Source organism: Actinomycetota bacterium, from assembly GCA_014360655.1.
GTDB lineage: Bacteria > Actinomycetota > Geothermincolia > Geothermincolales > RBG-13-55-18 > JACIXC01.
Map to the genome: position 1 here is coordinate 92,314 of JACIXC010000001.1, position 23,161 is coordinate 115,474.

Consider the following 23,161-nt stretch of genomic DNA (forward strand, 5'->3'; position numbering starts at 1 on the left):
TACCTCTTTCAAACCTCGCATGTCAGTAGATCTTTCCCGTTCCTGCGTCGGTTACGTATGTCCACAACCACTCGTAGGTCATCCCCAGGAAGTTGATGACCATGTACGTCTTCATCCCCAGGCGCCTCATGAGTGAATTGGTATAACCGGCGAGGCAGTTGTCGATGGCGTTCGCCATCTGCTGGTCCAGGCCGGGCACGGCCATGAGGTCCAGGCTCATCTGCAGGCCGTGCCCCAGATCCGACGAACTAGTGCCCGACATGATCTCCGATGTCTGCCTTCCGTCCAGGCCACCGATGAGGTCCGCTATGAAGCTCTGCGCGCCGCTTCCCAGGGCCTGGGCCACCCTCTGGCCGCTCAGCCCCGCCAGCAGTTCGTTGGTCAGCCCCTGCCCTTCCGCGCCGTTCATGATGCGCGCCATCATGTCGGCGTCGGTTGCCGCCAGGTTGTCCACAAGGAAGTCGGAGACCGCCGGGTCCAGTCCGGCGTTCAATCCCACGGCCAGGGCCGCGCCGTCCAGGTTCTTTATCACCGCGTCCAGGAATGCGGTGTTCATCTCCAGGGCGTCGGCTATGGCGCGTACCGTGTGCTCCTCGGTGTTGTCGAGTATGGCATAGAGGGCAGAGTCCGCACCGGCCGCGGCCATGGCGTTGAGGCCCCTGCCCACGGCCGCCCCCGTGGCCGAGTCCAGGCCGGCGAGGAGGTTCGTGAGGAAGGCTCTCTTTGACGGGTCGGCGCTTCCCGCGCTGGCGTTCAATCCTTCCGCCAGGGCCTCCGCGGTGGCCGGTGCCAGGTTGGCCATGAGCACCTCCATGAGGTCCGGGTTGGCTTTCGCGGCCTTGCCCATTACCGTGCCCGTGTCCGCGTTGAGGTTGCCCACCAGCTCCGCAAGGAAACCCGCGTCGGCGTATTCCAGGGCCTGACCCACGGCGGCCGCCACGTCGGCGTCCAGGTATCGCAACACGTTCTCCAGGAATCCACGGCCCTCCCGCGCGTTGAGATTGGTCCCCTCGGCCATGGCCTGGCCGGTAGTGTAGCCGAGGTTGGCCAGAAGTTCCACGATGAAAGTAGGGTCCGTGTTGATGGCCTGCGCCACCGCCTCCCCCAGGCTCCCGTCCAGGGCGGCGATGAGGTCCCGGGTGAGGCCGGGGTTCACGTCCAGGGCCTGGGCGATCACCGCCGGGTCCAGGTAGGAGATGAGCCAGGTGAGGAAAGTGGCACCGTTGTTCAACCCCCCCGCTATCCCGGCCGCAAAGTGGGTGTCGAAATAGGCGGCGAGCTCACGCGCCGTCTCCGGGTGCGCGGTTAGCAGGTCGGCGAGCATGCCGGCGTCAAGCTCCCCTATGAGAGTGGAGAGGAAATCCATGTTGTTGCTGAGGCCCAGCGCCAAGCCCGCCCCCGCCAGGGGCGAGAGGTGCGCCGAGAGCTCCTCGCTGAAGCCGGTGGTATGTTCCAGGATGTAGAGCAAGGAGTCCACGTCCAGGTTGTCCAGCGCGGCGTCTATGAGGTCCGTGTTGTTGTTGATGCCCTGCGCCGCCGCCTGGGCCGCCACGGTATCCAGGTTGGCGAGCAGGGAGGTGAGAAAACTCCCGGAGCTCTCCAGCACCCCGGCCAGGAAGGCGGGGTCGGAGGAGCCCACCATGCGGTCGATGAAATCAGGGTTGAGGTTGAGGCCCAGGGCCGCCGCCCGGCCCAGCGAAGGGGGCAGGTCGGCGACCAGCGACTTTATGAAGCCGGCGTTGACGTTGAGCGCCCCCGCCAGGGCCGACTCGTCTATCAAGGGGATCACCTGGTCGAGGAAGGCCTCGTCGTTGGCCAGGTAGGTTATGTAGTCGTCGCGCAGGTAGCTTATGATGGCCGCCACGTTGTCGCCCGTGCCGTTGAGGGCGGCGGCCGCCCCTTTCGGGTCGAGCTGGCCCACCACCGCCTTCAGGAACCGCGCGTTGGCGTTGAGGGCCGCCGCGATGGGCGCGGGGTTGAGCAGCCCCAGCAGGCGGGTGAGGATCACCTGGTCGGAGGCGATCTCGGCCGAGGCGCGCGGGTCCATGCGGTTGACCACCCCGATGAGGAAGGACTTGTTCTCTTTGACCGCCCGCACCACCACGTCGGGGTTGAGGTATCGGGTGAGCCCCGCCAGCAGTGCCCCGTTGGCGTTCACCGCCCCCGCGAGCACCCGCGGGTTCAACCTGCGCATGAGGTTGGAGACGAAGGCGGGGTTGCCGTTGATGGCCTGCGCGGTGGGCGCGGGGTCCAGGAAGGAGAGCAGGGCGGAGAGCCAGCTCCCGTTGGCGTTCACCGCGGAGGCGATCACGCCCGCGTCCAGGTTGGCGAGGAGCCGCACGGTGAAGTCCACGTTGGCGTTCATGGAAGCCGCCACCACCACCGGGTCCAGGAAGGAGAGCAGGGCGGTGATGAAGGGCCCGTTCTCGTTTACGATCCCCGCCACCACCGCCGGGTCGAGCTCGGGCAGGAGGGCGGCGGTGAAGTCGCTGGAGGCGTTGACCGTCCCCGCCAGCAACTTGACGTCGAGCAGCGGCAGCAGGTCGGAGATGAGGTCCCCGTGCTGGTTCACCGCCTGCGCAACAGGCGCGGGGTCGAGCTCCCCCACCAGGGCCACGAGGAACTCCGGGTGCTCGTTTACCGCCTTGGCGGTGGCCTCCAGGTTCCCGGGGTTTTCCAGCTCCGCGAGAAGGGCGGCCAGGAACTCCGGGTTCTCGTTGATAGCCTTGGCCACCTCGTGGGGATCGAGCCCCGAGACGATCCCGGCGAGGGTCTTGCGCTGGGAACCCATCTTGCCCAGGATGGTGCCCATGGGACCCTTGACCGGCAGCAGCATGACCACCCCCGCGATCACCAGCCCCACCAGGAAGATGATGACCAGGATGTTCACCACTATCTGCACCGGCTTGCGCAAAAGCATCGTCAACACTCCTCAAGGTGCCCACTCGAAACCGGCGAAATTGATCCATGCCGGTAAGGGCAGTATGCCAAGAGCCTTGGCCGCGATATCGAACCACATGCATTCGAGCATGTTGTGGTCGGGTATGACCATGTCGGGGTCGTGGGTGGCCAGCGCCTGGTTCAGGGCCGCCGCTATGGTATTCGCGTCCAGCGTCCCGAGAAGCTGCGTGAGGAACTTCCCCGCTCCCCCGGCATCGGCCGCCACGATAGCCTGCCCGATGGTGGTACCCAGGCCGTTCGCAGCCGCCGCGTCCAGCAACTCCTCGGTGACGCGGGGATTCGCGTTCAGGGCGTTGGACACGATATCCGCGTTCAGGTTGTCAAGCAGGTCGTTGATGAATTTCTTCCCTCCGGTGGTGGCCAGCGCGTTGTTGACCGCGCCGGCCAGCGCGCCCCCGTCCAGCGCCCCCACCAGGGCGGTAATCCACGCCTCGTTCTGGTTCAATTGCAAGGCCATGGCCTCTCCGTCCAGGTTGCGCAGCAGGTACTCAACGAAGACGGGGTTGCCGTTGAGCCCCTCGGCCACATCCACGGCGGTGTGGAAACCGGGATCCCCCTTGTCCAGGTTGGCGATGAGCTGCGAGAGGAAGCTGTCCATATTGTACGGTGCCGAGTTGATGACGCTTGCGATCACCCCCGCGAACTCCTTGGAGGTGGCTCCCAGCATGGCCTCCAGGAAGGACCTGGGGAGGTCCGGGTTGGCCGCGTTGGCGTTGAGTCCCGCGGCGACCTCCTTGCCCACGTTGCCGTCCAGGTTGGGCAGGAGGTTGGTCACCAGGTTGTCGTGGGGGTTAGCCGCCACGTGCGCGTTGAGTCCACGGGCGATATATTCTCCCACCTCGGGATCGAGGTTGGACATGAGCTGGTAGGCCAGGCTGGACTCGACCTCCGTGTCCTCGAAGATCCCGTTATGGTTGGCGTCCAGGTTTGCAGTGCTCTGGTTGAGCCCCTCGGCGATGGCCTTTCCCACGTCGGGTGAGAGGTTCTCCAGCAGGGGCTTGATGATCTCCGGGTTGAGGTTCAGGGCTTCGGCGATGCGCCGCCCCGTGCCCGCGTCCAGGTAGCGTGCCACGACGCGGGTGGTGTCGGGGTTGGCGTTGAGGCCCTCGGCGACGGCCTGGGCCGCGGTCTCGTTAAGGCGCACCAGGAGCCCGGCCACGAATCCCGAGTTCTGGTTGACGGCCGCCGCCACCACCTCGGCGTCGGAGTACTTCAGCAGGGACTTGATCATGGAATCCTCCGTCGCCTCCCCCGCGTCTGTGTTGACCCCCTCCGCGATGGCCTGGGCGACGCCCTCGCTGAGCAGCGGTATGAGCCCCGCGATGAGGGCGTCGGCCGCCCCCTTGTTCAATATCTCCTCGGCCAGCACCCGGGGGTCCGCCGTGGCGAGCACCGTGTCGATCAGGTCCGGGTTGTCGTTCAGGGCATGGGCCGCCGCCTCCGCGACGCTTTCGGGCAGCAGGGCCAACAGGGTGGGAATGAAATACCCCGAGAGGTCCACGGCCAGGGAGACGGCGGAGGCGTCCAGGGCGTTGGTCAGGTTGATCAGGAAGTCCGGATTGTCCTTGGAGCCTTCGAGTATGGCCTGCACCGTGACCGGCTCTATCCCCTCCACCAGGGCCCTGAGGAATGAGGGCGCCTGGGAGAGGGCGGAGGCGATCTGGGCCCCGTCGAGGTTGGCCAGCACCGCCTTCACCAGCTCCGGGTTGGTCTCGAGGGCGTTGTTGGTGATCTCCGCCAGCGCCGGGTCCAGGAGGGGCAGCAACTGCGTGACGAAGTCGGTGTGCTCGCCCAGTGCGGCCCCGATGGCCGCGGTGTCGACGAGCGGCAGCACGCGCGCCAGCAGGCTGCCGTTGTTGAGCATGGTGGCCACCAGTTCCGGGGAGATGGCGTCCATCACCTTGTACACGAAGTCGGGGTGGGCGTTGGCGATCCCCGCCACCCAGGCGGGGTCCAGCGCCTTCAGCAATCCCGCCGTGAAGGGGGAGGCGTTGTTGGCCATGGCCGCGATCACGGAGGGGTTGAGGCTGTTCAAGAGCCGGTTCATCCAGGCCGTGTCGTGCACGGTCACGGCCAGCACGTTGATGAGCAGGTTGTCCGAAAGGCTGGCCACCAGGTCCGCCGTGGAATCGGCGTTGGCGTTGAGCACCGAGGCGATGGTAGCGGGATTGAGGTGGGACATGAGGCGGGAGAGGAAGGTGGGATGCGCGTTCATGCCCGCCGTGAGCACCTGCGGGTCGAGGTTCCGCATGAGCCCGGTTATGAAGGACCCGTTGGCGTTCACCACCTGGGCCACCACCGCCGTGTCCAGGTATCCCATGAGGTTGGAGACCATGGTGGGGTTGGCGTTCATGGCCGCCGCAAGCACCGCCGGGTCCAGCAGGCCGATGAGGGCGGTGACGAATGCGCCGTTCTCGTTCACCGCCTTGGCCAGCACGGCCGGGTCCATGGCCGCGGTGGAGGCGGTGAGGAACTCGCCGTTCTGGTTGACGGCCCCCGCCACCACCTGGGGATCGAGGTACCCCACGAGGGCGGAGACGAAGCCCCCGTTCTCGTTCACCGCCGCGGCTATGGCCGCGGGGTCGAGGTGATCCATGAGGGCGGTGGTGAAGGCGGCGGCATCCGGGTCGTTGAGCGCCGCCGCGAGGGTGGCCGGCTCCAGCTCGCCCAGGAGTACTGAGAGGAACTGCGGGTTCTCATTGACCGCCTCGGCGATCATGACCGCCCCCTCCTCGCCCAGCTCGGCGAAGAGGTCGCTCATCATGTTGGGGTTCTCCCGCAGGGCCGCGGCCAGCTCCACCGGGTCCAGGTTGGCGAGAAGGCCCGAGAGGTTCTTCTTTGCGGAGAGGATCTTCCCGATGAGGGGACCGGCCGGGTTGCGGGAGGGGATGAGGGCGTATGCACCCATCGCCACCGCCCCTACCAACACGACGATGACGATGATGTTGATGGCCGTCTGGACTGAAGACCTCAGCATCCCCCGCCTCGCTTCCCCTGCTTCAGTCTATCCCTCTTTCCCGACCCGCTCCCGACAGTCCCTGAACCTCACATCCCTCATCCGCCGAGTGTGCCGCCTGCCGCCTGCCTGTTTCCGTGCCGCAAGGGCCCTTCCATCCCCCAAAGGTCTCCCGGTCGCTCCTGCTCCTTTCGACGACGTGCCCCCTCTCGATGAGGTGTTCTCCCCGACGGTATTTTTCTTCTTCCTGCCCCGGCTTTCCTCTTATCCCGACCAGATAATCCCGGTAAATCCGAGACGGGTCCGACAGCCAGTGCGTTCACCGCTCTACAGTCTATATATAAATTAGGATTTTATACAATGCCTTAGCAAGACATCGTCGCGCTTTTTTGCACCATTTTCACAGGATGGTAACATACGCGTAACATTGCAAGCCCGCGGCGGCTGCCGCAAAACGCGTTGCGACTCGCGAAGGATTGGGAATCTGGTTTACATACGGTTAACATGACTATGCGCGCATATGCCTGCGGGAATCCCTGCCCGCGACCTCACCCAGGGAGATCATCCCCCGCGGACCCTCCGCCACGTGGCCTTACGCAACCTTGACACAACCTGTAACACGCCTCAGGAAACAGGGACGCGACCCGGGATATCCGCAAGCCGGCTCAGGGTTGCAGCACGCCCACGGTGTCCGTGCCTCCCTCCCTGCCGGACCAGTACATGGCCCGCTCCACCACCAGGGGTCGATCGGAGCTCACCCATACCGAGGCGTCCCGTCCGGGATCCAGGCTGTTGGCGTAGACCGTGTAGCGCGCCCCCGCGTTTATGGAAACCGCCTGGGAGCGCGTGCTCCCGTCCTTCCGCATGAAGGTGAGGGTCGCGTGCGCTATGTACCCGGATACGTTGGCGAGGGGGACGTACTCCTCGAAACCCCAGGCGGTGGAGCCCTCGGCCAGGTACCAGGTCTTGCAGGCGGTGACGGACCCGGTGCTGCAGTGGCCGCCGGCGCGCGCGCGCCCGTTGCGGGACCAGTACATGGCCCGCTCCGCGATGACGGGGAGGCTGGCACGCACGAAGGCGGAGACGTCGCTCTGCGGCGTCACCTGTGAGACGTTCAGCGTGTAGCGGGCATAGGGAGGAACGGCGTCCGTCCTGCGCGCCCGCGTGCCGCTCGCGTTCACCAGGTCTATGTCCACCGTGGCCGTCGCGGGGTTGGGGTTCTGCACCACGATCCATTCTTCGAAGCCCCAGGCGGTGGAGCCCTCGGCGAAGTACCAGGTGGCCGCGGGTTGCAGCACCCCCAGGGCGCCGTGCCCCCCGTCCCTGCCAGCCCAGTACATGGCCCGCTCCGCGATGACGGGGAGGGAGGCATGGATGTGGGTGGAGACGTCGCTCGCGGGGACCAGGTCATTGACCTTGATGGTGAGGCGGGCGTATCCGTCGATGGGGAAGCTGAAGGGCGTGGTGCCGCCCCCCGGTTTCATGAAGGTGACCTGGAGGGTAGCAGGCTCCGGGTTGGGGTTCTGCACCGCGATGTACTCCTCGAAGCCCCAGGCGGTGGTGCCCTCGGCCAGGTACCAGTCGGTATTCTTGCGGTTAGAGCCCACGGAGGCATGCCCATCCGTCCTGCCTCCCCAGTACATGGCCCGCTCCGCGATGACGGGGAGGGCGGCATGGATGTGGGTGGAGACATCGCTCGCGGGGACGAGGGAATTGACGTAGAGGGTGAGGCGCGAGTTGGCCACCATGAGTACCTCGATATGCTGGGTGGCCCCTCCCGGCTTCATGAAGGTCACCTGCGCGGTCACGGGGGCGGGGTTGGGGTTCTGCACGCAGACGTACTCCTCGAAGCCCCAGGCGGTGGTGCCCTCGGCCAGGTACCAGTCGGTGGAGGGCTGCGGCTGGGTCCGGTTGCGGAAGAGGGTCACCGCGTGCTCTCCGTCGTAGGCGCCTCCGGAGGTCACGGCTCGCACCGTCACCTCATGCGTCCCCTCGCCCAGGGCGGAGAGGTCCCAGGCGAAGGTGTGGCTCACGCTTCCCGATGGCGCAGGGTAGTGAGATTCGACCACGTCCCCGTCCACCACCAGGTGCAGGGCCACGATGTTTTCGTTCGCCGAAAGGGCGGTGGCGGAGACCTTTCCCGAGGCGGGGTAGGAATAATCGGCGGGGGCGGTCACGCGCACCAGGGGCACGCGCAGGGAGGCGTTGATGTCCAGCAATCCCCAGCCGTATTCGTAATCGTACCCGGGGGTCCCCAGGTCGCGGGCGCCGTCCCGCAGCAGGCGGAAGACCTCCTCGGGCGAAAGGTCGTAGGAGGAGTACTCCGACAGCACCAGGAGGGCGGCGGCGGAGACGTGGGGGGCGGCCTCGGAGGTGCCGTTGCCCTGCGCGCTGCCGCCTCCCAGCTTCAGGCCCCAGATGCCCTCGCCCGGGGCCACCAGGTCCACGCTTGAGTTGCGGTTGGAGAAGGAGGAGCGGGAGCCTCCCGGACCCGTTGAACCCACCCCCAGCACGTAGGTCATGCCGGCCGGGTAGTTGACCAGCGTCGATCCCTCGTTGCCCGCCGCGGCGGCCACCACGCAGCCCTGGGCATGCGCGAACTCCAGGGCGTCGGCGAGCATCTGGGAGTAGGCGGAGGAGGTGAGGCTCATGTTGATGACGTCGGCATCGTAACTCGCGGCGTAATAGACGCTGTTCACCACGGCGTCCAGGTTGCCCGCGCCCGCCGAGTTGAGCGCCTTTAGGGGGATCACCTTCGCGTACCAATCTATGCCGGCGATGTCCATGAGGTTGTTGGTGTTGGCGCAGGCGATACCGGTGACCAGCGTGCCGTGTCCGCTGTCGTCATAGGGATAGGGATCGTTGTTGTAATAGTCCCATCCCGGACGCGACGGATCTATCCTGCCCGCCAGGTCGCCATGGCCGTGGTCCATGCCGGTGTCGATGACCGCGAGGGCGAGGGAGGCGGAGCCCCTCTGCAGGTCCCAAGCCTGGTCGGCGCGCACCCCGTAGGCCCCGTGAAGGTTCCACTGCTGGGAGAACAGGGGATCGCTGGGGGTCGTCACGGCCGCGTGAAAAATAATGTTGGGTTCCGCCGCCTCCACCAGGTCCGACGACAGCAGCTCGCGGCAGGCCTCCAGCTCGTCCACGCCCTCGCGCAGGCGCAGGCTTACCGCCCGTTTCACGGGGTCTGCAGCGAAGGCGGCGAAAGTCCGTGCCATGTCGTCCTCGAGCCACATGGAATATTCTTCCACCAGCCCGGCGAGACCCGCAAGCGAGCGCCCGCGCAGGAGCACCACCACCTCGCCCGCGCGGTAAGTCTCCCGCGGGTAATGGGCGGCGTCCAGCCGGCGCAGCAGGGAGAGCTTGGCGGGCGAGAGGAGGTTACCGCCCCCGGCCCCCACGGCCGGGGGTAGCCCATGCGTGATAAACAGCGCCGAGAGGATGAGCAGCAGCGTCGCCGCCAGGCACCCATGTGACCCGCAGAGCCTTCGCCTCCCGCGCCGCGGCGCCCCACGAGGCCGCGCGTCCACCGCTTTTCCGGCCAAGTCCACCGCCACGCGCACTCCTTTCCTCTCCTCCGCCTTCCTCTCCTCCGTCTCCCCGCGGCGGCCGCTTACGCTTCCATCACCCCGCGGCGGTTGTTCATATCCGCCTCACACGGATGCGGCTGCTTTGTGCGCCACATCCCCCCGCAGCGCCCCCGTCTTCAACACCCCCGTCTTCCAGCGCCTCCCGTGCTCGCTTCCCGCTCATTATCGTCATCTTGCCTCGACTCCCTTGAACCCCTGCCGGGCTCGCCGCAGGGCCGGCCGCGACCGCGGGACTTCCCCCCGCCGCGCGACCCGCCGCTGCCGCCTGCCATCGCCTCGAGAGAAAAACGCGCAGCCCCGCAGGCGCCGCTCTCCCCCCTTCCCGTAACGCGCGCGGTCATGCCGATAGGGTTTGTTGGCAATAGTTACCAGGATGCGCTGCTGCAGCTGTCAGCGCCTCAGGCGCCGTTCTCCACCCTCACCAGGTCGGCGCCCAGTTGCGCCAGCTTTTCCTCCAGCCTCTCGTAACCCCGGTCGATGTGGTGTACTTCCAGCAGTCGCGTCTCCCCCTCCGCTGCCAGCCCCGCCAGCACCAGCGCGGCCCCGGCACGGAGGTCGGTCGCGCAGACCTCCGCACCGCTCAGGCGCCTCCCTCCCCTCACGATGGCGTGATGACCCTCGATGGTGATGTCGCAACCCATGCGGTTGAGCTCGTCCACGAACATGAAGCGGCTCTCGAAGACGTTCTCCGTCACCACCCCTATGCCCTGCGCCAGGCTCAGCAGGACCATCACCTGCGGCTGCATATCCGTGGGAAAACCGGGAAAGGGCAGGGTGGCGACGTCCACCGCCCGGTACTCGCCGCCGCCGCGGATCTTGATGGCGTTTTCTTCCTCCTCGATCCCCACCCCGATCTCGCGCAGTTTCTCCAGCGGCAGCCCCAGGTGCGCGGGAACCACCCCCTGGATGCGCACCTCCCCTCCCGTCACCGCGGCGGCAACGGCAAAGGTCCCCGCCTCTATGCGATCGCCGATGGTGGCATGGCGCGCGCCGTGCAGGTCGCCCTTTCCCCTTACCTCCAGGACCGGGGTACCCGCGCCCTCTATCTCGGCCCCCATGGAGACGAGAAAGGAGGCGAGGTCCACGATCTCCGGCTCACGCGCGGCGTTCTCTATGAGCGTCGTGCCCTTCGCCCCCACCGCCGCCATCATGAGGTTCTCCGTCGCGCCCACGCTGGGAAAATCGAGGGCGATGCGCGTGCCCCGCAGGGAGGGGGCGCGCGCGATGACGTAACCGTGCTCGGTGGTTATCTCCGCGCCCATCTCGGCCAGTCCCCTGAGGTGCATGTCGATCTTGCGCGAACCGATATTGCAGCCGCCGGGGATGGCCACCCTGGCCTCGCCGTAACGCGCCACCAGGGGGCCGAGGACGACGATGGATGCGCGCATGAGGCGCACCAGGTGGTAGGGAGCTTCCCGCGATGACAGCTCGCCGGCGCGGATGCGCAGCGTCTCCCCGTCCCGCTCCACCACCGCGCCCATGTGGCGCAGCACCTGGCACATGATCTCCACGTCGGTGATGGCGGGAACGTTCTCCAGCACGCACTCCTCGGGCGTGAGCAGGCTGGCGGCCATGAGCTTGAGGGCGGAGTTCTTCGCCCCGCTCACCCGCACCTCTCCCCGCAGGGGATTCCCCCCGACGATACGGAACGCGTGTTCTCCCATACCCGCCATGATACCATGCACCCGGCCCCCGCAGATCGCATCGCGCGAGCGACGGCGCCGCCCGGAAATGGAGAGCACGTTTCTCAACACCCGGCGCGCGAAAGGCATAATATACGGGTGGAGTTGCGGGTGAAGTATCGAGAAGGGGCCGGGAGCGGCGGGAGCCGGGAAGGTCTCGCCGGGCGGCGGGAGAGGGCATCCGGCCGAGACGGCCATCGCCCAGGGGAAGACCGACCAGGAAGGAGAGGAGCGGGAAAGGAGCCATATCATGGAAGGGGAAAACGGCGTGCCGGTCATCGCCTCGCGGTGGTCCTCGACACGCGAGGAAGACCGCTTCGTGGTGGAGAACCCCGCCACGGGGGAACCCATCGCCATGGTGCAGGGGGGAGGAGAGGCCGAGGTGGACGCGGCGGTGCGGGCGGCCCACCACGCCTGGGAAGAAGGCTGGCGATGGCTCCCGGCACGAGAGCGGGGCAGGCTCCTGATGGAGGCGGCGAGAGTCGTCGGTGAGCACCGCGCCGAGCTTGCCCAGCTGGAATGCAGGGAAAACGGCAAGCCGCTGTTCCAGGCGTTCATCGACGTGGAGATGTGCGCCTCCCTCTTCGAGTATTTCGCGGGCCTCACGGGCGACATCCCCGGCACGTTCCTGGACCTGGGACCCGTTCACTGCGCCTCCCGGCTGGAGCCTTACGGCGTGGTGGGAGGGATACTGCCCTTCAACTGGCCCCCCATTCACGCGGCCGGCAAGGCGGCACCGGCGCTGGCCGTCGGGAACACGGTGGTGCTGAAGCCGAGCGACCAGGCGCCCCTGACCGTGTTGCGCATCGTGGAGCTCCTGGAGGAGGTCTTCCCGCAAGACGTCATCCAGGTCGTGCCGGGCCCGGGCGCGGCTGCGGGCGCGGCCCTTGCCTCCCATCCCCTGGTACGCAAGCTCTCCTTCACGGGTGCCAGCGAAACGGGCGCCGCCGTGCTCAGGCTGGCGGCGGACAACCTCACCCCGGCCATGCTCGAGCTCGGCGGCAAGAACCCGTTGCTCATCTTCGACGACGCGGACATCGAGGCGGCCGTCGCCGCCGCCATCGAGGGCGCTTTCTACAACAAGGGCGAGGCGTGCACCGCGGCCTCGCGCATCCTGGTGCAGGACACCGTGCATGACGAGGTGGTGGGGCGCCTGTCGGAGGCCGTGGAAAACCTGCGCACCGGCGACGGGAGCGATCCCGCCACCCAGGTCGGCCCCCTCGTCAGCCGCCGCCAGCAGCGGCGCGTCCTCGCATACATCGAGCTGGGGAAGGAAGAGGGCGCGGTGGTGGCGGCGCAGGGAAAGCTCCCCGAGGACCCGCGCCTTGCGGGCGGCTTCTTCGTGCCGCCCACCCTGTTCACAGGCGTACGCCCGGACATGCGCATCGCGCGGGAGGAGATCTTCGGCCCGGTCACCTGCGTCATCCCGTTTGCGGACGAGGGCGAGGCGCTATCCATCGCCAACGGCACCGAATACGGCCTCGTGGCCGCGGTTTATACCGGCTCACAGGAACGCGCCGCCCGCATCGCGCAACGGCTGCAGGCAGGCATGGTCTACGTCAACAACTACTTCCGGGGTGGCGTGGGCGCTCCCTTCGGTGGCGTGAAGGCCAGCGGCTTCGGACGCGAGCACTGCGCGCAGACGCTTTACGAGTACGGGTGGATAAAGACGGTGAGGTACCCTTCCGGGGTAGGCCGCATCCCGCGCTGGACCGTCGATTACTGAAAGGCCCCTTACTCCCCGCCGCTCGCGAGGCGTGCGCCGAGACGCAGACGAAGCGCGCGGCCGCTTCCATGAAAACATCCCCGCATCGAAACCATCCCTGGATCTGGCGTCACTACCGGGCAGGAGCAAGGCGGGCGAGTGTCGCGTCCTGGTTTACATGGGGCGGAAAACGTGTCACGGGCGGCCATGTTGCTCGATCATCCGCGATCGTATGCGGGACCACGGCGCTCACGATCGCAGGCGCTCCAGGCGGGCTTCCTCCTTGCGCTCCAGCGCCTTCTTCACCTTCTTGAGCCGGAAGATGTCCTCGCGCATGCGCTCCTCCAGGCTCATCTCTATGAACTTGATCTGCTCGTCGAAGTCGGGGATGACGATGTTCTCGAGGGCGTTCACGCGGCGGTTGGTCTTGCGCAGCTCCTCCCCCAGGCGTCGCAGGCGGGTCTCGATGTCGGCGCTCTCGATGATGACGTCGATGATCTCCTCGAACTTCTCCGCCGCGGAATCCACCCGGCTGGACACCCCGGTGATGCCGAAGCCGCGCTTGAGCTTGCTGCGCATGGTGCTCTGGCCCTTGCGTATGACGGGTATGGGCACCCCCATGACATGGGTGCCGGTGATGTCCACCAGCACGTCGCCCTGGGAGGCGAAGGAGGCCGACCTCACCTCGGTGCCACCCTCCTTGGCCTTGGCCATGGCCAGGTCGTACTGGGCGTCCGCTGTGACCCGTTCCAGGCGCAGGGAGAGGCGCATGGTTTCGTCGATGATGGGCATGAACTCCTGCAGCAGGGCGTCGCGCTTGCGCTTGAGCAGGTTCATGCCCTGCTCGGCAAGGGCGCGGTTGGCCTTGCGCTTGAGCAACTCGCTGCGCGTGGGGTGGACCTGTTCCAACCAGCCACCTCTTTCCGCTCCGCCGCGCTCTCGCGCGGGATCAGCTCTCCGCGGCGGCGAACTCCCTCGCCGCCTCCGGGTTATAATACTTATCTATGTATTCCGTCTTTATACGCTTGATGGACTCCCGGGGCATCATGCTGATCAGCCTCCAGCCCAGCTCCAGGGTCTGCTCCAGCTCGCGGTTCTCGTCCTTCTGGTCCAGGTAGTTCTGCTCGAAGGCGTCCGCGAACTTGAGGGCCATGCGGTCCATGTCCGTCAGGGCCTCCTCCCCCACGATGGCCACCAGGCGCCGCAGGTCCACTCCCTCCGCGTAGTAGGCGTAGAGCTGGTCCGCCACGCCGCGGTGGTCCCCCCGCGTCCGTCCCTCGCCGATGCCCAGGTTCATGAGGCGCGAGAGGCAGGGGAGCACGTCGATGGGTGGGAAGATGCCGCGCCGGTGCAGCTGGCGGGAGAGCACGATCTGGCCCTCCGTGATGTACCCCGTGAGGTCCGGGATGGGGTGCGTTATGTCGTCGTCGGGCATGGAAAGGATCGGCAACTGGGTCACCGAGCCCGCCTTGCCCTTGATCCTTCCGGCCCGCTCGTAGATGCTCGCCAGGTCGGTGTACATGTACCCCGGGTAACCGCGCCTCCCGGGAACCTCCTCGCGCGCGGTGGATATCTCGCGCAGGGCCTCGCAGTAGTTGGTCATGTCTGTGAGGATGACCAGCACCTGCATGTCGTGCTCGAAGGCCAGGAATTCCGCCACCGTGAGCGCGCAGCGGGGGGTGAGCAGTCGCTCCACCGTGGGGTCGTCCGCCAGGTTGAGGAAGAATACCACGCGTTCCAGCGCCCCGGAGCGGGCGAAACTCTCCTGGAAGAAGGAGGCCTCGCGGCGGGTGATTCCCATGGCGGCGAAGACGATGGCGAACTCCTCGCCCCCCAGGATCTTGGCGTTCTTCACGATGGCCGCCGCCAGCTCGTTTCCGGGCAGCCCCGCCCCGGAGAAGATGGGCAGCTTCTGGCCGCGCACCAGGGTGTTCAGGCCGTCGATGGCGGAGATGCCGGTCTGGATGAAGTCGCGCGGCTCCTCCCTGCTCCAGGGGTTGATGGGCGAGCCGGTGACCTCCCTCTCCTCCTCGGGGAAGACCTCCGGTCCCCCGTCGATGGGATGGCCCATGCCGTTGAGGATGCGTCCCAGCAGGTTCACCGAGCAGGGCATCTTGGCCACCTCGCCGCGGAAGCGCACCCTGGTGCGGTCCACGTCCAGCCCCGCGGTGGGCCCGAACACCTGCACCACGGCCAGCTCGCCGTAAAGCTCTATCACCTGCCCGTACTTCACGGACCCGTCCACGGCGTATATCTCCACCATCTCGTTGTAGGCGGCGCCCCTCACCTTGCTCACGAAGAGCAGGGGGCCCGCCACCTCCCCCACCGTGCGGTACTCGGTGGTCGCCAGGAAAGACCTTCCATCTGCCATTTTTCTTCTCCCGTTTCCTCTCTCCATACGCGTACGGGGTCAGGCTTCGTTCACGCTCACCATTCCCCCAGTGACCGCAACTCGCTCTGCACCCTCTCCAGCAGCTCGGAGAGCTTTTCCTCCGCTTCCTCCGAGGGGATCTCCTTCATGCGCGCTATCTCGTTCTTGATGGGGTGCTCCGTGGCCTGCCGCAGGGGCACGCCCTGCACCAGCACCTCCTCCAGGCAGTCGTAATAGGTGAGGATGACCTTGAGCATGAGGTACTGCTTGCGCAGGGAGCAGAAGGCGTCCACGTCCGAGAAGGCGAACTGCTGCAGGAAATCCTCCCTCAGCATGCGCGTGGTCTCCAGCACGGCCTTGGCGAAGTCCGGCAGGGCGTCCGGCCCCACCAGTTGCACGATCTCCTGCAGCTCCACCTCCTTCTGCAGCAGGCTCATGGCCTTGTCCCGTAGCGCCCTCCAGTCCTCGGCCACGTTCTTGGTGTACCAGTCCTGTATCTGGTCCAGGTAAAGGGTGTAACTCTTCGTCCAGCTGATGGCCGGGAAGTGGCGCCGGTACGCGAGGGACGTGTCCAGGGCCCAGAAAGCGCCGGTTATGCGGAGGGAGTTCTGGGTCATGGGCTCGGAGAAATCGCCGCCGGGCGGCGATACCGCGCCGATGGCGGTGATGGAGCCCACGCGGTCGTCCTTCCCCAGGCAGACGGCGCGCCCGCAGCGCTCGTAGAAGTCGGCCAACCTGGTGGCCAGGTAGGCGGGATAGCCCTCCTCGCCCGGCATCTCCTCCAGGCGGCCCGACACCTCGCGCAGCGCCTCTCCCCAGCGGGAGGTGGAATCCGCCATGAGGGCGACGTTGTAGCCCATGTCCCGGTAATACTCCGCCAGGGTGATGCCGGTGTAGATGGAGGCCTCGCGGGCGGCCACCGGCATGTTGGAGGTGTTGGCCACCAGTATGGTGCGCTGCATGAGGGGAACGCCCGTCTTGGGGTCGATGAGGCTGGGGAACTCCGCCAGCACCTCGGTTATCTCGTTGCCGCGCTCCCCGCAGCCGATGTAGATGACGATGTCCGCATCCGCCCACTTCGCCAGCGTGGTCTCCGTCACCGTCTTGCCGGTGCCGAACCCCCCGGGGATGATGCTGTATCCCCCCTGGGCGATGGGGAAGAAGGTATCCAGGATGCGGGTCCCGGTGATGAAGGGGATGTTGGGGTTCTCCTTGCTCTTCACCGGGCGGGCGACGCGGGCCGGCCACGTCTGGTGCAGCTTTATCTCCGTGCCGTCCTCGAGGATGACCACCGCCTCGTCCACGGTGAAATCCCCCTCCTTCACCTGGGCGACCCTGCCGGAGACACCCGGGGGCACCATGATGCGGTGGGCGATGTGCGCGGTCTCCTGCACCTCGCCGACTATATCGCCCTCCACCACCTCGTCGCCCTCCTCCACCACGGGCTGGAAGGTCCAGAGCCGGTCGCGGGGGAGGGCATCGGTGGAGACCCCGCGCACCACGAAATCGCCGTACTGTTCGGCGATGTCGGTCAGCCTCCGCTGGATGCCGTCGTAGATGGAGGAAAGCAGCCCGGGGCCCAGCTCGAGGAGAAGAGGCTCCTCCGTGCACAGAACGCGCTCTCCCACCCGCAGCCCCGAGGTGTCCTCGTAGACTTGCACGATGGCCGTTTCCCCGTCCAGGCGCACGATCTCACCGATGAGGCCCAGCTCTCCCACGCGCGCGATGTCGTACATCTTGGCGCCGGCCATACCCTCGGCGCTGACCACGGGGCCGGATACCTTCACAATGGTTCCCTCGATCATATGCGCACTCTCCCGTCTTCAGATCTCCGTTCCATGTGTTTCCTCATATTTATATTCACACACGCTCGCAAACAGTGGACAGGCACCCTACCGCCCGCGGCATCACTCGCCCTCGCGCCCCCTCAAGGTTATGTCGAAGCCGATGGCACGGTGGATGAGGCGGGCCAGGTAGGCGCGCCTCTCCCCGGCCATCTCCACCGATTCCTTGATGGGCAGGGGGATGACTATGGGCCGGTAGATGCTGTCTATCTTCTCCTGCGTCTTCTCGTCGATGGCGTTGTAAAAGCTCTCGTTGACCGCCAGGATGCCGGCGTCCGGGTCGTCGAGGAGGCTCCTTATCTTCTCCCGTGCCTCGTCCGCGTTCTCCACCTCGACCACGCTCACGCCGGCGAGGCGGAAGCCGTCCGCCGTCTCCGGGTCGGTTATCACGATGGCTTTGTACAAGCGGCATCACCCCGCAACGCGTCTTTCAGGAAGCATCCTCCCACAGCAACAGCTCTTTGCGTATCTGGGACTCGATGAGGCCTATGCTCTTTCCGCGCATGATCACGCGCAGGTTGGTTATCTCCAGGTACTTCCTCCACATGTAATCGATTATCACCCCTATGCCCAGGGGGTCCTTGGACATGCCGAGGCAGCGCTCTATCACGTGGACCTCAAGCTCGTCCTCGAAGGCCCCCTCGCCCTTCTCCTCGAAGTTCCGCCACGCCTTCTGCAGGGCCGCGCGGTATTCGGGAAGGCGGCGCAGCAGGGCCTCGCATACCGCCTCCGGCTGGCCCAGGGCCATGATGCGCGCGAACTCGGCGCCTTCCTCCAGCGTCCCGCCCGGGATGAAGTAATCCTCGGCGCGCGCCGCCTGCAGGTCCAGGCCGCAGATGCGGATGAGGTTGACGATGTTGATGGAATCCACCTCCATCCTCGCCACCTCGCGCACCAGGGCCGTGTTGGCGTCGCCACCCCTCAGCTTGCCCGCGATCTCCCGGTAATGCAGCTTGTCCAGGGCTATCTCGAGGACGGAGAGGTCGTGTTCGCGCAGGTACTCCGTGAGGTGCTCGCTTATGGCCCTCCCGTAAGGTATCCACCACTCCCGGCTGAAGACCATGATGGCGTCCAGGGATGCCCGCAGGTCCGGCTGGTTGATTATCTCCCCCAGCACCACCTCGTCCAGGGCGCCTATGGGCACCAGGTTGCGGGCGATCTCCTGCTTGGGGACCAGCGCGCGCATGCCCCGCATGATGGTCTTCAGGTTATAGGGATCCCAGCGCGAGAGAAGGGCATTGACCAGTTCGTGCGGCCTGCCGATGAAGAAATCCTTTATCTTGGCGAAGTTGCGGGCAAGGTTACGGTTGAAGGCCCGGTCGATTATGGTGGGCCTCGCGCCCTCCAGCATGAACTGCTCGATGTCCTCGCCGTATTCCGTGTCCTCGAGCACGCCCAGGGCGCGGTTGTAATCCGGGGCCGCGAGCAGCTCCTTGAAGACGCCGCGGTCGAGCAGGCGCGAGGTCATCGCCCGCACGCGAGCGTTGGCGTAGCTGTAATCTTTCAGGGGGACCTGGACCATATCCTCCGCCTTGCCGTCCAGATGGAAAGAGGGGGTTTACCCCCCTCCCGCCGCGGCTCCCACCTCCTCCCCGAAGAGGATCGCGGAAACCTGCATGCGCAACTTCTCCCTGGCGCGATTGAGCCTCTCCTCCACGGTGTTGACGATCCTCACGCGCTCATCCGCATCGGCGATCACCGCCCCGCCGAGCGTGCTTATATCCGGATGGATCTCGTATGCGAGGCCCTTCTCCCTCATGATCTCGTCGGCCAGCCTCTCGTCGGCGGGGTCCACGTGCAGGACCACCTTGCCGCTGACGCGGTAGAGTCCTTCCTCGATGAGGCCGGCGAGTATCTCCCGGTAATCCTCCCGGGAGCGCAGGCCTTCCATATGCGTCACCGCCTCCGCGAGGGCCTTCTCCACCACCCTCTCCTTGGCCTGGATGACCTCGTTCTTGGACTTCAACCGCGCCGAGTAGAGCAGGGCCGTGGCCTCGCTTTCCGCCTCGGCCCTTACCTTCGCCAGGCGCGCGCGGCGGATCTCCTCCGCCTCCGCCTGCGCCTTCTCGATCACCTGCTTGGCCTCCTGCTCGGCGCGCCGGAAGATATCCTGGCACTCCGCGCGGCACTCGTCGTCAAGCGCCTGCAGGATGTCCTCTATAGACATGCCCTCACTTCCCGATGAAGAATCGAACGGCGGCGCTCAACCGCCGGACCTACTCGCCGGGTTTCAATCCGGTGATGAGGAAGCCGATAACGAACCCCAGCACGACCATGGTCTCGGGGATTGCGATCATGATGATGGCGTTGCCCGCCAGCTCCGGCTTCTCCGCGAGGGCTCCCGCCATGGCGGCCCCGATCTTGGACTGAGACCAGCCGGTCGCCAGGGCGGACAATCCGATGGCCAAAGCTGCCCCGATGGCGATGAGTCCTAGTTCCAAACTATTCACCTCCTGATCGTTTGAAGGGCTTGTAGACCACGTCGGTCTCATGGTAAAACTTGGTAAAGCTCTCAACCAGGTTGAGACGCAGGGACTGGATGGAGGGGCTGAGCACCCCGAGGGCGATGTTCAGGACGTGCAGCAGGGCGGCCACGATCACCCCGAGGAAGACCATGGCGCCGCCGCCGAACTCCGCCCCCAGCTCGTTGGAAACCTCGGCCAGGATGACCGAGGCCAGGCCGATGCCGTAAAGACGGGCGTAGGAGAGGAGGTTGCCGAAGGTGAGCGCGGCCTCCAGGCCGCCGCCGAATCCACCCCCGTAGCCCGCCAGGCCGATGCCCACCACGGCCATCACCGCCCCCACGGGCATCATCACCGACTTGGCGCTCTTGATCCCCCACACGCCCCCGAAGATGACCACCAGGCCCAGCAGGAAGAGGAGGTAGCCCAGCTTCTCGAGGGCGTGCTTGCGATCGTGATGGCGTATGCCGTCGATGAGGCCGATGAGCAGGGCGCCTCCCATGTGCAGAACGCCGATCAGGACCACGATGATGAGCAGCAGCTTGAAGAGGTCCGGGTTGGCCTGCGCGATGCGCTCCAGGGGCCATCCCCAGGGCTTGCCGCTCGAGGTGTATCCCCATATCCACTGCACCTGCAGGTGCCCGGCGGCGTCCTTCCAGCCCAGGAGACGGAAGAGAAGGTCGCCGAAGAACTCGAAGTAGAGCAGGCCGAAGACGAACGACGATATGGAACATATGAGGAGCACGTTGGTGAAAAGCTGGAAGAACAGGCTGCGCGACCCCTTTTTCTTCAGCAATCTCTTCATGAGGAAGACCACGCCCAGGAGCACCAGGGCGTATCCCATGTCCCCCAGCATGAAGCCGAAGAGGAGGGGGAAGAAGATGGCCACCAGGAAGGTGGGGTCTATGTAACCGTACTTGGGTGGGTTGATGAGCATGTAGATGAACTCGAAGGGCCTTACGGCGGAAGGGTTGCGCATGGCCGTGGGCGCCTCTTCCATCTCCTCGTGGGTGGGTACCTCCTCGGTGAGCTCCACCTTGCCCTCGAATTTCTCCTCCAGTATGCGCCGTGTCTCCTCCACCCTGTCGGAGGGCATCCACCCGGTGATGACGAAGACGTGGCCGCTCTGCCCGAACTTCGGGATGGCGTTGAGGGACTCGATGCGGTCGGCCAGGTACTCCTTGAGGGCCACGAGGGTTATGTACCACTCGTTGGAGATCTTTTCCAGGTCCTCCTTCACCTTCGCCAGCTTGGGAGGGATCTCCTTGTAGCGGGTCTCGATCTCCTTGAGGGCCTCGTCGTAAGGCCTGTCGGCCAGCTCGCTGGGGAGGCGCACCTGGTTCACGTTCTCCGACGCCAGGAAATTGTGCACCTGCTCGGAGAAACGCCTGTGGAAGACCAGGATGGCGGCGTGGGTGTTCTCGTCCACGCGGGCGGAGAAGACCTCGCACTGGCCTCCGGTGATGCGCTCCAGCTCCTTCTCGATGTAGTCCAGGACCTGCTTGTAGCGCTCCTCGATGAGCAGCGCCACCGAGGTGTAGTTCTCCGTGGCGGTCACCTTGCTGGCCAGGGGGTAGACCTTCTTGATGATGGGCTCGTACTTGGAGAGGCGGGATAGCTCCACCTCCAACTCGTGCTTGTAGTTGATGAGCTCCCGGGTGGCCTTCTCCTCCTCGTCCACCATGCCCGAGATGTCCGCCAGGGTCTTCCCCTGGAAAGACCTGTATTTTTCCTCTATCTCCGCGCGGGTTATCTTCCGCTCCGGCGGCGCCAGCTCGGAGAGGATGGCGTTGTTGCGCATGGCCAGGTTCTGCAGGAGGTTGCGTTCCTCCTCCAGCGCGGGGTCCATCTCCATGGGGATGAGGTCGGCGTAGCGCGGGCCCTTCTTCTTGGTTATATCCTCCAGGTGCAGGACGCCCAGGTCCTGCAGGGTTTCCAGTACCTGGAAGAAGAGGGTCTTGAGCCCCACGATCTCCACTTTAGACATGGTAAGAAGCATCTCGTTCTCCCTCTACCTACAAACGCCTGCGCGCACTTTCTCCCTATCCACGTCCTCTCGGTGCCGGTACGCGTTACGTACCCGGTATGGTTTTACCCTTGCTGGTTTCCTCCGGTATATCCCGCGATCAACGTCCCGGCCTCACTTCCGTGCGGCAGCCGGAGCGACGACCGCGCCTATTATATAATCGACCGCCTGCTGCAGTCGCTCTTCACCCATCCGCTTCACGGCATCCACCTCGCGCGCGGTGGATGCTTCGATATCCGCCACTTCCTTCCGGGCAGCGGCGATCACTTGCTCGTATGTGTCCTTTCCGATTTCCTCGAGGGTGGCCTTGCGCTTGATGGCGGCCGCCTCTCCCTTTGCGTCCTCCAGCAGGCGCTCCGCCTTGGTTCTTTCGGCGTTTACCTTGGAGCGGATCTCGGCTTCTTTAGCGGAAATACGGCTGAAGACCTCGGTCTTGGCTCCGACGAACTTCTCCTCAAGCTGATCGGATAAGTGCTTTCCTTCCCTGCCCTTCCCGCGGAACCTTTCCTTTATCTTCCCTTTCGCTCCTGCCATGGTGTTTCGACCTCTTGCTTCGACTCTGGCCGGTACTCTTTCCGCCGGATCCTCACCGAGCTTACGAGCGATGATAACACTTTAAAGGGCCGCTTTTCGACCCCGTAACATAATATATGCCGGCAACAGGGGTGTCAATAAATCCCCGGTAGTAATCACCTGAGCGATCTTCCACCTTCCGGACGCCGTGACCCCGGGGAAAATAGGGGTCGCCCCGCTGCCGCACCGGGAGGCGCGGGCGACACCGCCGCTCACCGGCCCACCTGCTGGTAGACGAGGAGCAACCCGTAAAGGGTGAGCAGGGGGTCGTGATGTTGCACCGTACGGCACTCGGAGACCACCACCTCCGCCAGGCCCCCCGTGGCGATGACCGCGGTTTCCCCGCCCAGTTCCTCCTTCATCATGTCCACGATGCGGTCCACCTGGCCGGCGAAGCCGAAGACGATTCCCGACTGAATGCTCCACGAGGTGTTCTTGCCGATGACGGAGGGGGGGCGCTGCAGCTCCACCTTGGTGAGGCGGGCCGCGGCGGAGAAAAGGGCCTTGGAGGATATCTCTATGCCGGGGGCGATGGCGCCCCCCAGGTACTGCCCCTGGCCCGAGACGGCGTCGAAGGTGGTGGCGGTGCCGAAATCCACCACTATGCTCGGCCCCCCGTAGCGGCGGAAGGCGGCGACGGCGTTCACCAGGCGATCCGGACCCACCTCGCGGGGGTTCTCCACCAGCACCTCGATGCCCACGTCCAGGTTGTGTCCCAGGATGAAGGGCTCGAATTCCCAGTATTCCCTGGTCATGTGCTCCAGGGCGGTGGTGGCGGAGGGAACCACCGAGGAGATGATCACGGCGTCGAAGCTGGCGAATGACAGTCCCTTCAGACCCAGGAAACCCTGGTAATAGAGCGCCAGCTCGTCCCCCGTCTTGTTGGCGTCGGTGGAGATGCGCCAGTGGCCCACCAGTTCCTCTCCCTCGTATGCGCCTATGACCGTCTGCGTATTGCCCACGTCGATGGCCAGCAGCATTTCCTGCC

General features: G+C 65.7%; 15 protein-coding genes. 1 reads left to right on the top strand and 14 read right to left on the bottom strand.

What is annotated here, in order from left to right:
• Positions 1 to 22 precede the first annotated feature (22 nt).
• The 4 genes from H5T73_00370 to murA form a co-directional block, all read right to left on the bottom strand.
• Positions 23 to 2,926, bottom strand: a complete 2,904-nt coding sequence (locus H5T73_00370) for a hypothetical protein (protein ID MBC7246220.1) — start codon at positions 2,924 to 2,926, stop codon at positions 23 to 25.
• A gap of 6 nt (positions 2,927 to 2,932) precedes the next feature.
• A complete protein-coding gene (locus tag H5T73_00375) occupies positions 2,933 to 5,938 on the bottom strand; it encodes a hypothetical protein (protein ID MBC7246221.1) in 3,006 nt (1,001 codons plus the stop codon).
• A gap of 644 nt (positions 5,939 to 6,582) precedes the next feature.
• Entirely contained in the window at positions 6,583 to 9,477 is a 2,895-nt protein-coding gene (locus H5T73_00380; GenBank protein MBC7246222.1) for a S8 family serine peptidase, read from the bottom strand.
• A 431-nt stretch (positions 9,478 to 9,908) separates the two neighbouring features.
• On the bottom strand, positions 9,909 to 11,174 hold the full coding sequence (gene murA / locus H5T73_00385) for a UDP-N-acetylglucosamine 1-carboxyvinyltransferase (protein ID MBC7246223.1): 1,266 nt from the start codon (positions 11,172 to 11,174) through the stop codon (positions 9,909 to 9,911).
• A 268-nt stretch (positions 11,175 to 11,442) separates the two neighbouring features.
• On the opposite strand from murA, the gene H5T73_00390 reads away from it, so the two are divergent.
• Positions 11,443 to 12,918 (top strand): aldehyde dehydrogenase, encoded by a 1,476-nt coding sequence (locus tag H5T73_00390; GenBank protein ID MBC7246224.1) that lies wholly within the window; start codon positions 11,443 to 11,445, stop codon positions 12,916 to 12,918.
• A gap of 228 nt (positions 12,919 to 13,146) precedes the next feature.
• Here the strand turns inward: H5T73_00390 and H5T73_00395 are convergent, their stop codons facing one another.
• The 10 genes from H5T73_00395 to H5T73_00440 form a co-directional block, all read right to left on the bottom strand.
• Positions 13,147 to 13,806: a V-type ATP synthase subunit D gene (locus H5T73_00395; GenBank protein ID MBC7246225.1), complete on the bottom strand. Its 660-nt coding sequence runs from the start codon at positions 13,804 to 13,806 to the stop codon at positions 13,147 to 13,149.
• Between the two features lie 40 nt (positions 13,807 to 13,846).
• Entirely contained in the window at positions 13,847 to 15,268 is a 1,422-nt protein-coding gene (locus H5T73_00400; protein ID MBC7246226.1) for a V-type ATP synthase subunit B, read from the bottom strand.
• Positions 15,269 to 15,324: 56 nt separating this feature from the next.
• Positions 15,325 to 17,073 (bottom strand): V-type ATP synthase subunit A, encoded by a 1,749-nt coding sequence (locus H5T73_00405; protein ID MBC7246227.1) that lies wholly within the window; start codon positions 17,071 to 17,073, stop codon positions 15,325 to 15,327.
• Between the two features lie 102 nt (positions 17,074 to 17,175).
• Positions 17,176 to 17,517, bottom strand: coding sequence for a V-type ATP synthase subunit F (locus H5T73_00410; protein ID MBC7246228.1), 342 nt, complete (start codon positions 17,515 to 17,517; stop codon positions 17,176 to 17,178).
• A 25-nt stretch (positions 17,518 to 17,542) separates the two neighbouring features.
• On the bottom strand, positions 17,543 to 18,634 hold the full coding sequence (locus H5T73_00415) for a V-type ATPase subunit (GenBank protein ID MBC7246229.1): 1,092 nt from the start codon (positions 18,632 to 18,634) through the stop codon (positions 17,543 to 17,545).
• 36 nt (positions 18,635 to 18,670) lie between these two features.
• On the bottom strand, positions 18,671 to 19,279 hold the full coding sequence (locus tag H5T73_00420; protein MBC7246230.1) for a hypothetical protein: 609 nt from the start codon (positions 19,277 to 19,279) through the stop codon (positions 18,671 to 18,673).
• 49 nt (positions 19,280 to 19,328) lie between these two features.
• Positions 19,329 to 19,553, bottom strand: coding sequence for an ATPase (locus tag H5T73_00425; protein MBC7246231.1), 225 nt, complete (start codon positions 19,551 to 19,553; stop codon positions 19,329 to 19,331).
• A gap of 1 nt (position 19,554) precedes the next feature.
• Complete coding sequence (locus H5T73_00430) at positions 19,555 to 21,561, bottom strand: hypothetical protein (GenBank protein ID MBC7246232.1); 2,007 nt, start codon at positions 21,559 to 21,561, stop codon at positions 19,555 to 19,557.
• A gap of 153 nt (positions 21,562 to 21,714) precedes the next feature.
• Positions 21,715 to 22,134, bottom strand: a complete 420-nt coding sequence (locus H5T73_00435) for a hypothetical protein (protein ID MBC7246233.1) — start codon at positions 22,132 to 22,134, stop codon at positions 21,715 to 21,717.
• Positions 22,135 to 22,385: 251 nt separating this feature from the next.
• Positions 22,386 to 23,153 carry a type III pantothenate kinase gene (locus tag H5T73_00440; GenBank protein ID MBC7246234.1) on the bottom strand — a complete coding sequence of 256 codons (768 nt, stop codon included), beginning with the start codon at positions 23,151 to 23,153 and terminating at the stop codon, positions 22,386 to 22,388.
• Between the last annotated feature and the right edge of the window lie 8 nt (positions 23,154 to 23,161).

Excerpts from the sequence above, each read along its gene's own strand:
- H5T73_00435 (MBC7246233.1), bottom strand. The coding sequence starts at position 22,134 with ATGGCAGGAGCGAAAGGGAAGATAAAGGAAAGGTTCCGCGGGAAGGGC.
- murA (MBC7246223.1), bottom strand. The coding sequence starts at position 11,174 with ATGGGAGAACACGCGTTCCGTATCGTCGGGGGGAATCCCCTGCGGGGA.
- H5T73_00405 (MBC7246227.1), bottom strand. The coding sequence starts at position 17,073 with ATGATCGAGGGAACCATTGTGAAGGTATCCGGCCCCGTGGTCAGCGCC.
- H5T73_00390 (MBC7246224.1), top strand. The coding sequence starts at position 11,443 with ATGGAAGGGGAAAACGGCGTGCCGGTCATCGCCTCGCGGTGGTCCTCG.
- H5T73_00375 (MBC7246221.1), bottom strand. The coding sequence starts at position 5,938 with ATGCTGAGGTCTTCAGTCCAGACGGCCATCAACATCATCGTCATCGTC.
- H5T73_00400 (MBC7246226.1), bottom strand. The coding sequence starts at position 15,268 with ATGGCAGATGGAAGGTCTTTCCTGGCGACCACCGAGTACCGCACGGTG.
- H5T73_00440 (MBC7246234.1), bottom strand. The coding sequence starts at position 23,153 with ATGCTGCTGGCCATCGACGTGGGCAATACGCAGACGGTCATAGGCGCA.
- H5T73_00430 (MBC7246232.1), bottom strand. The coding sequence starts at position 21,561 with ATGTCTAAAGTGGAGATCGTGGGGCTCAAGACCCTCTTCTTCCAGGTA.
- H5T73_00415 (MBC7246229.1), bottom strand. The coding sequence starts at position 18,634 with ATGGTCCAGGTCCCCCTGAAAGATTACAGCTACGCCAACGCTCGCGTG.
- H5T73_00420 (MBC7246230.1), bottom strand. The coding sequence starts at position 19,279 with ATGTCTATAGAGGACATCCTGCAGGCGCTTGACGACGAGTGCCGCGCG.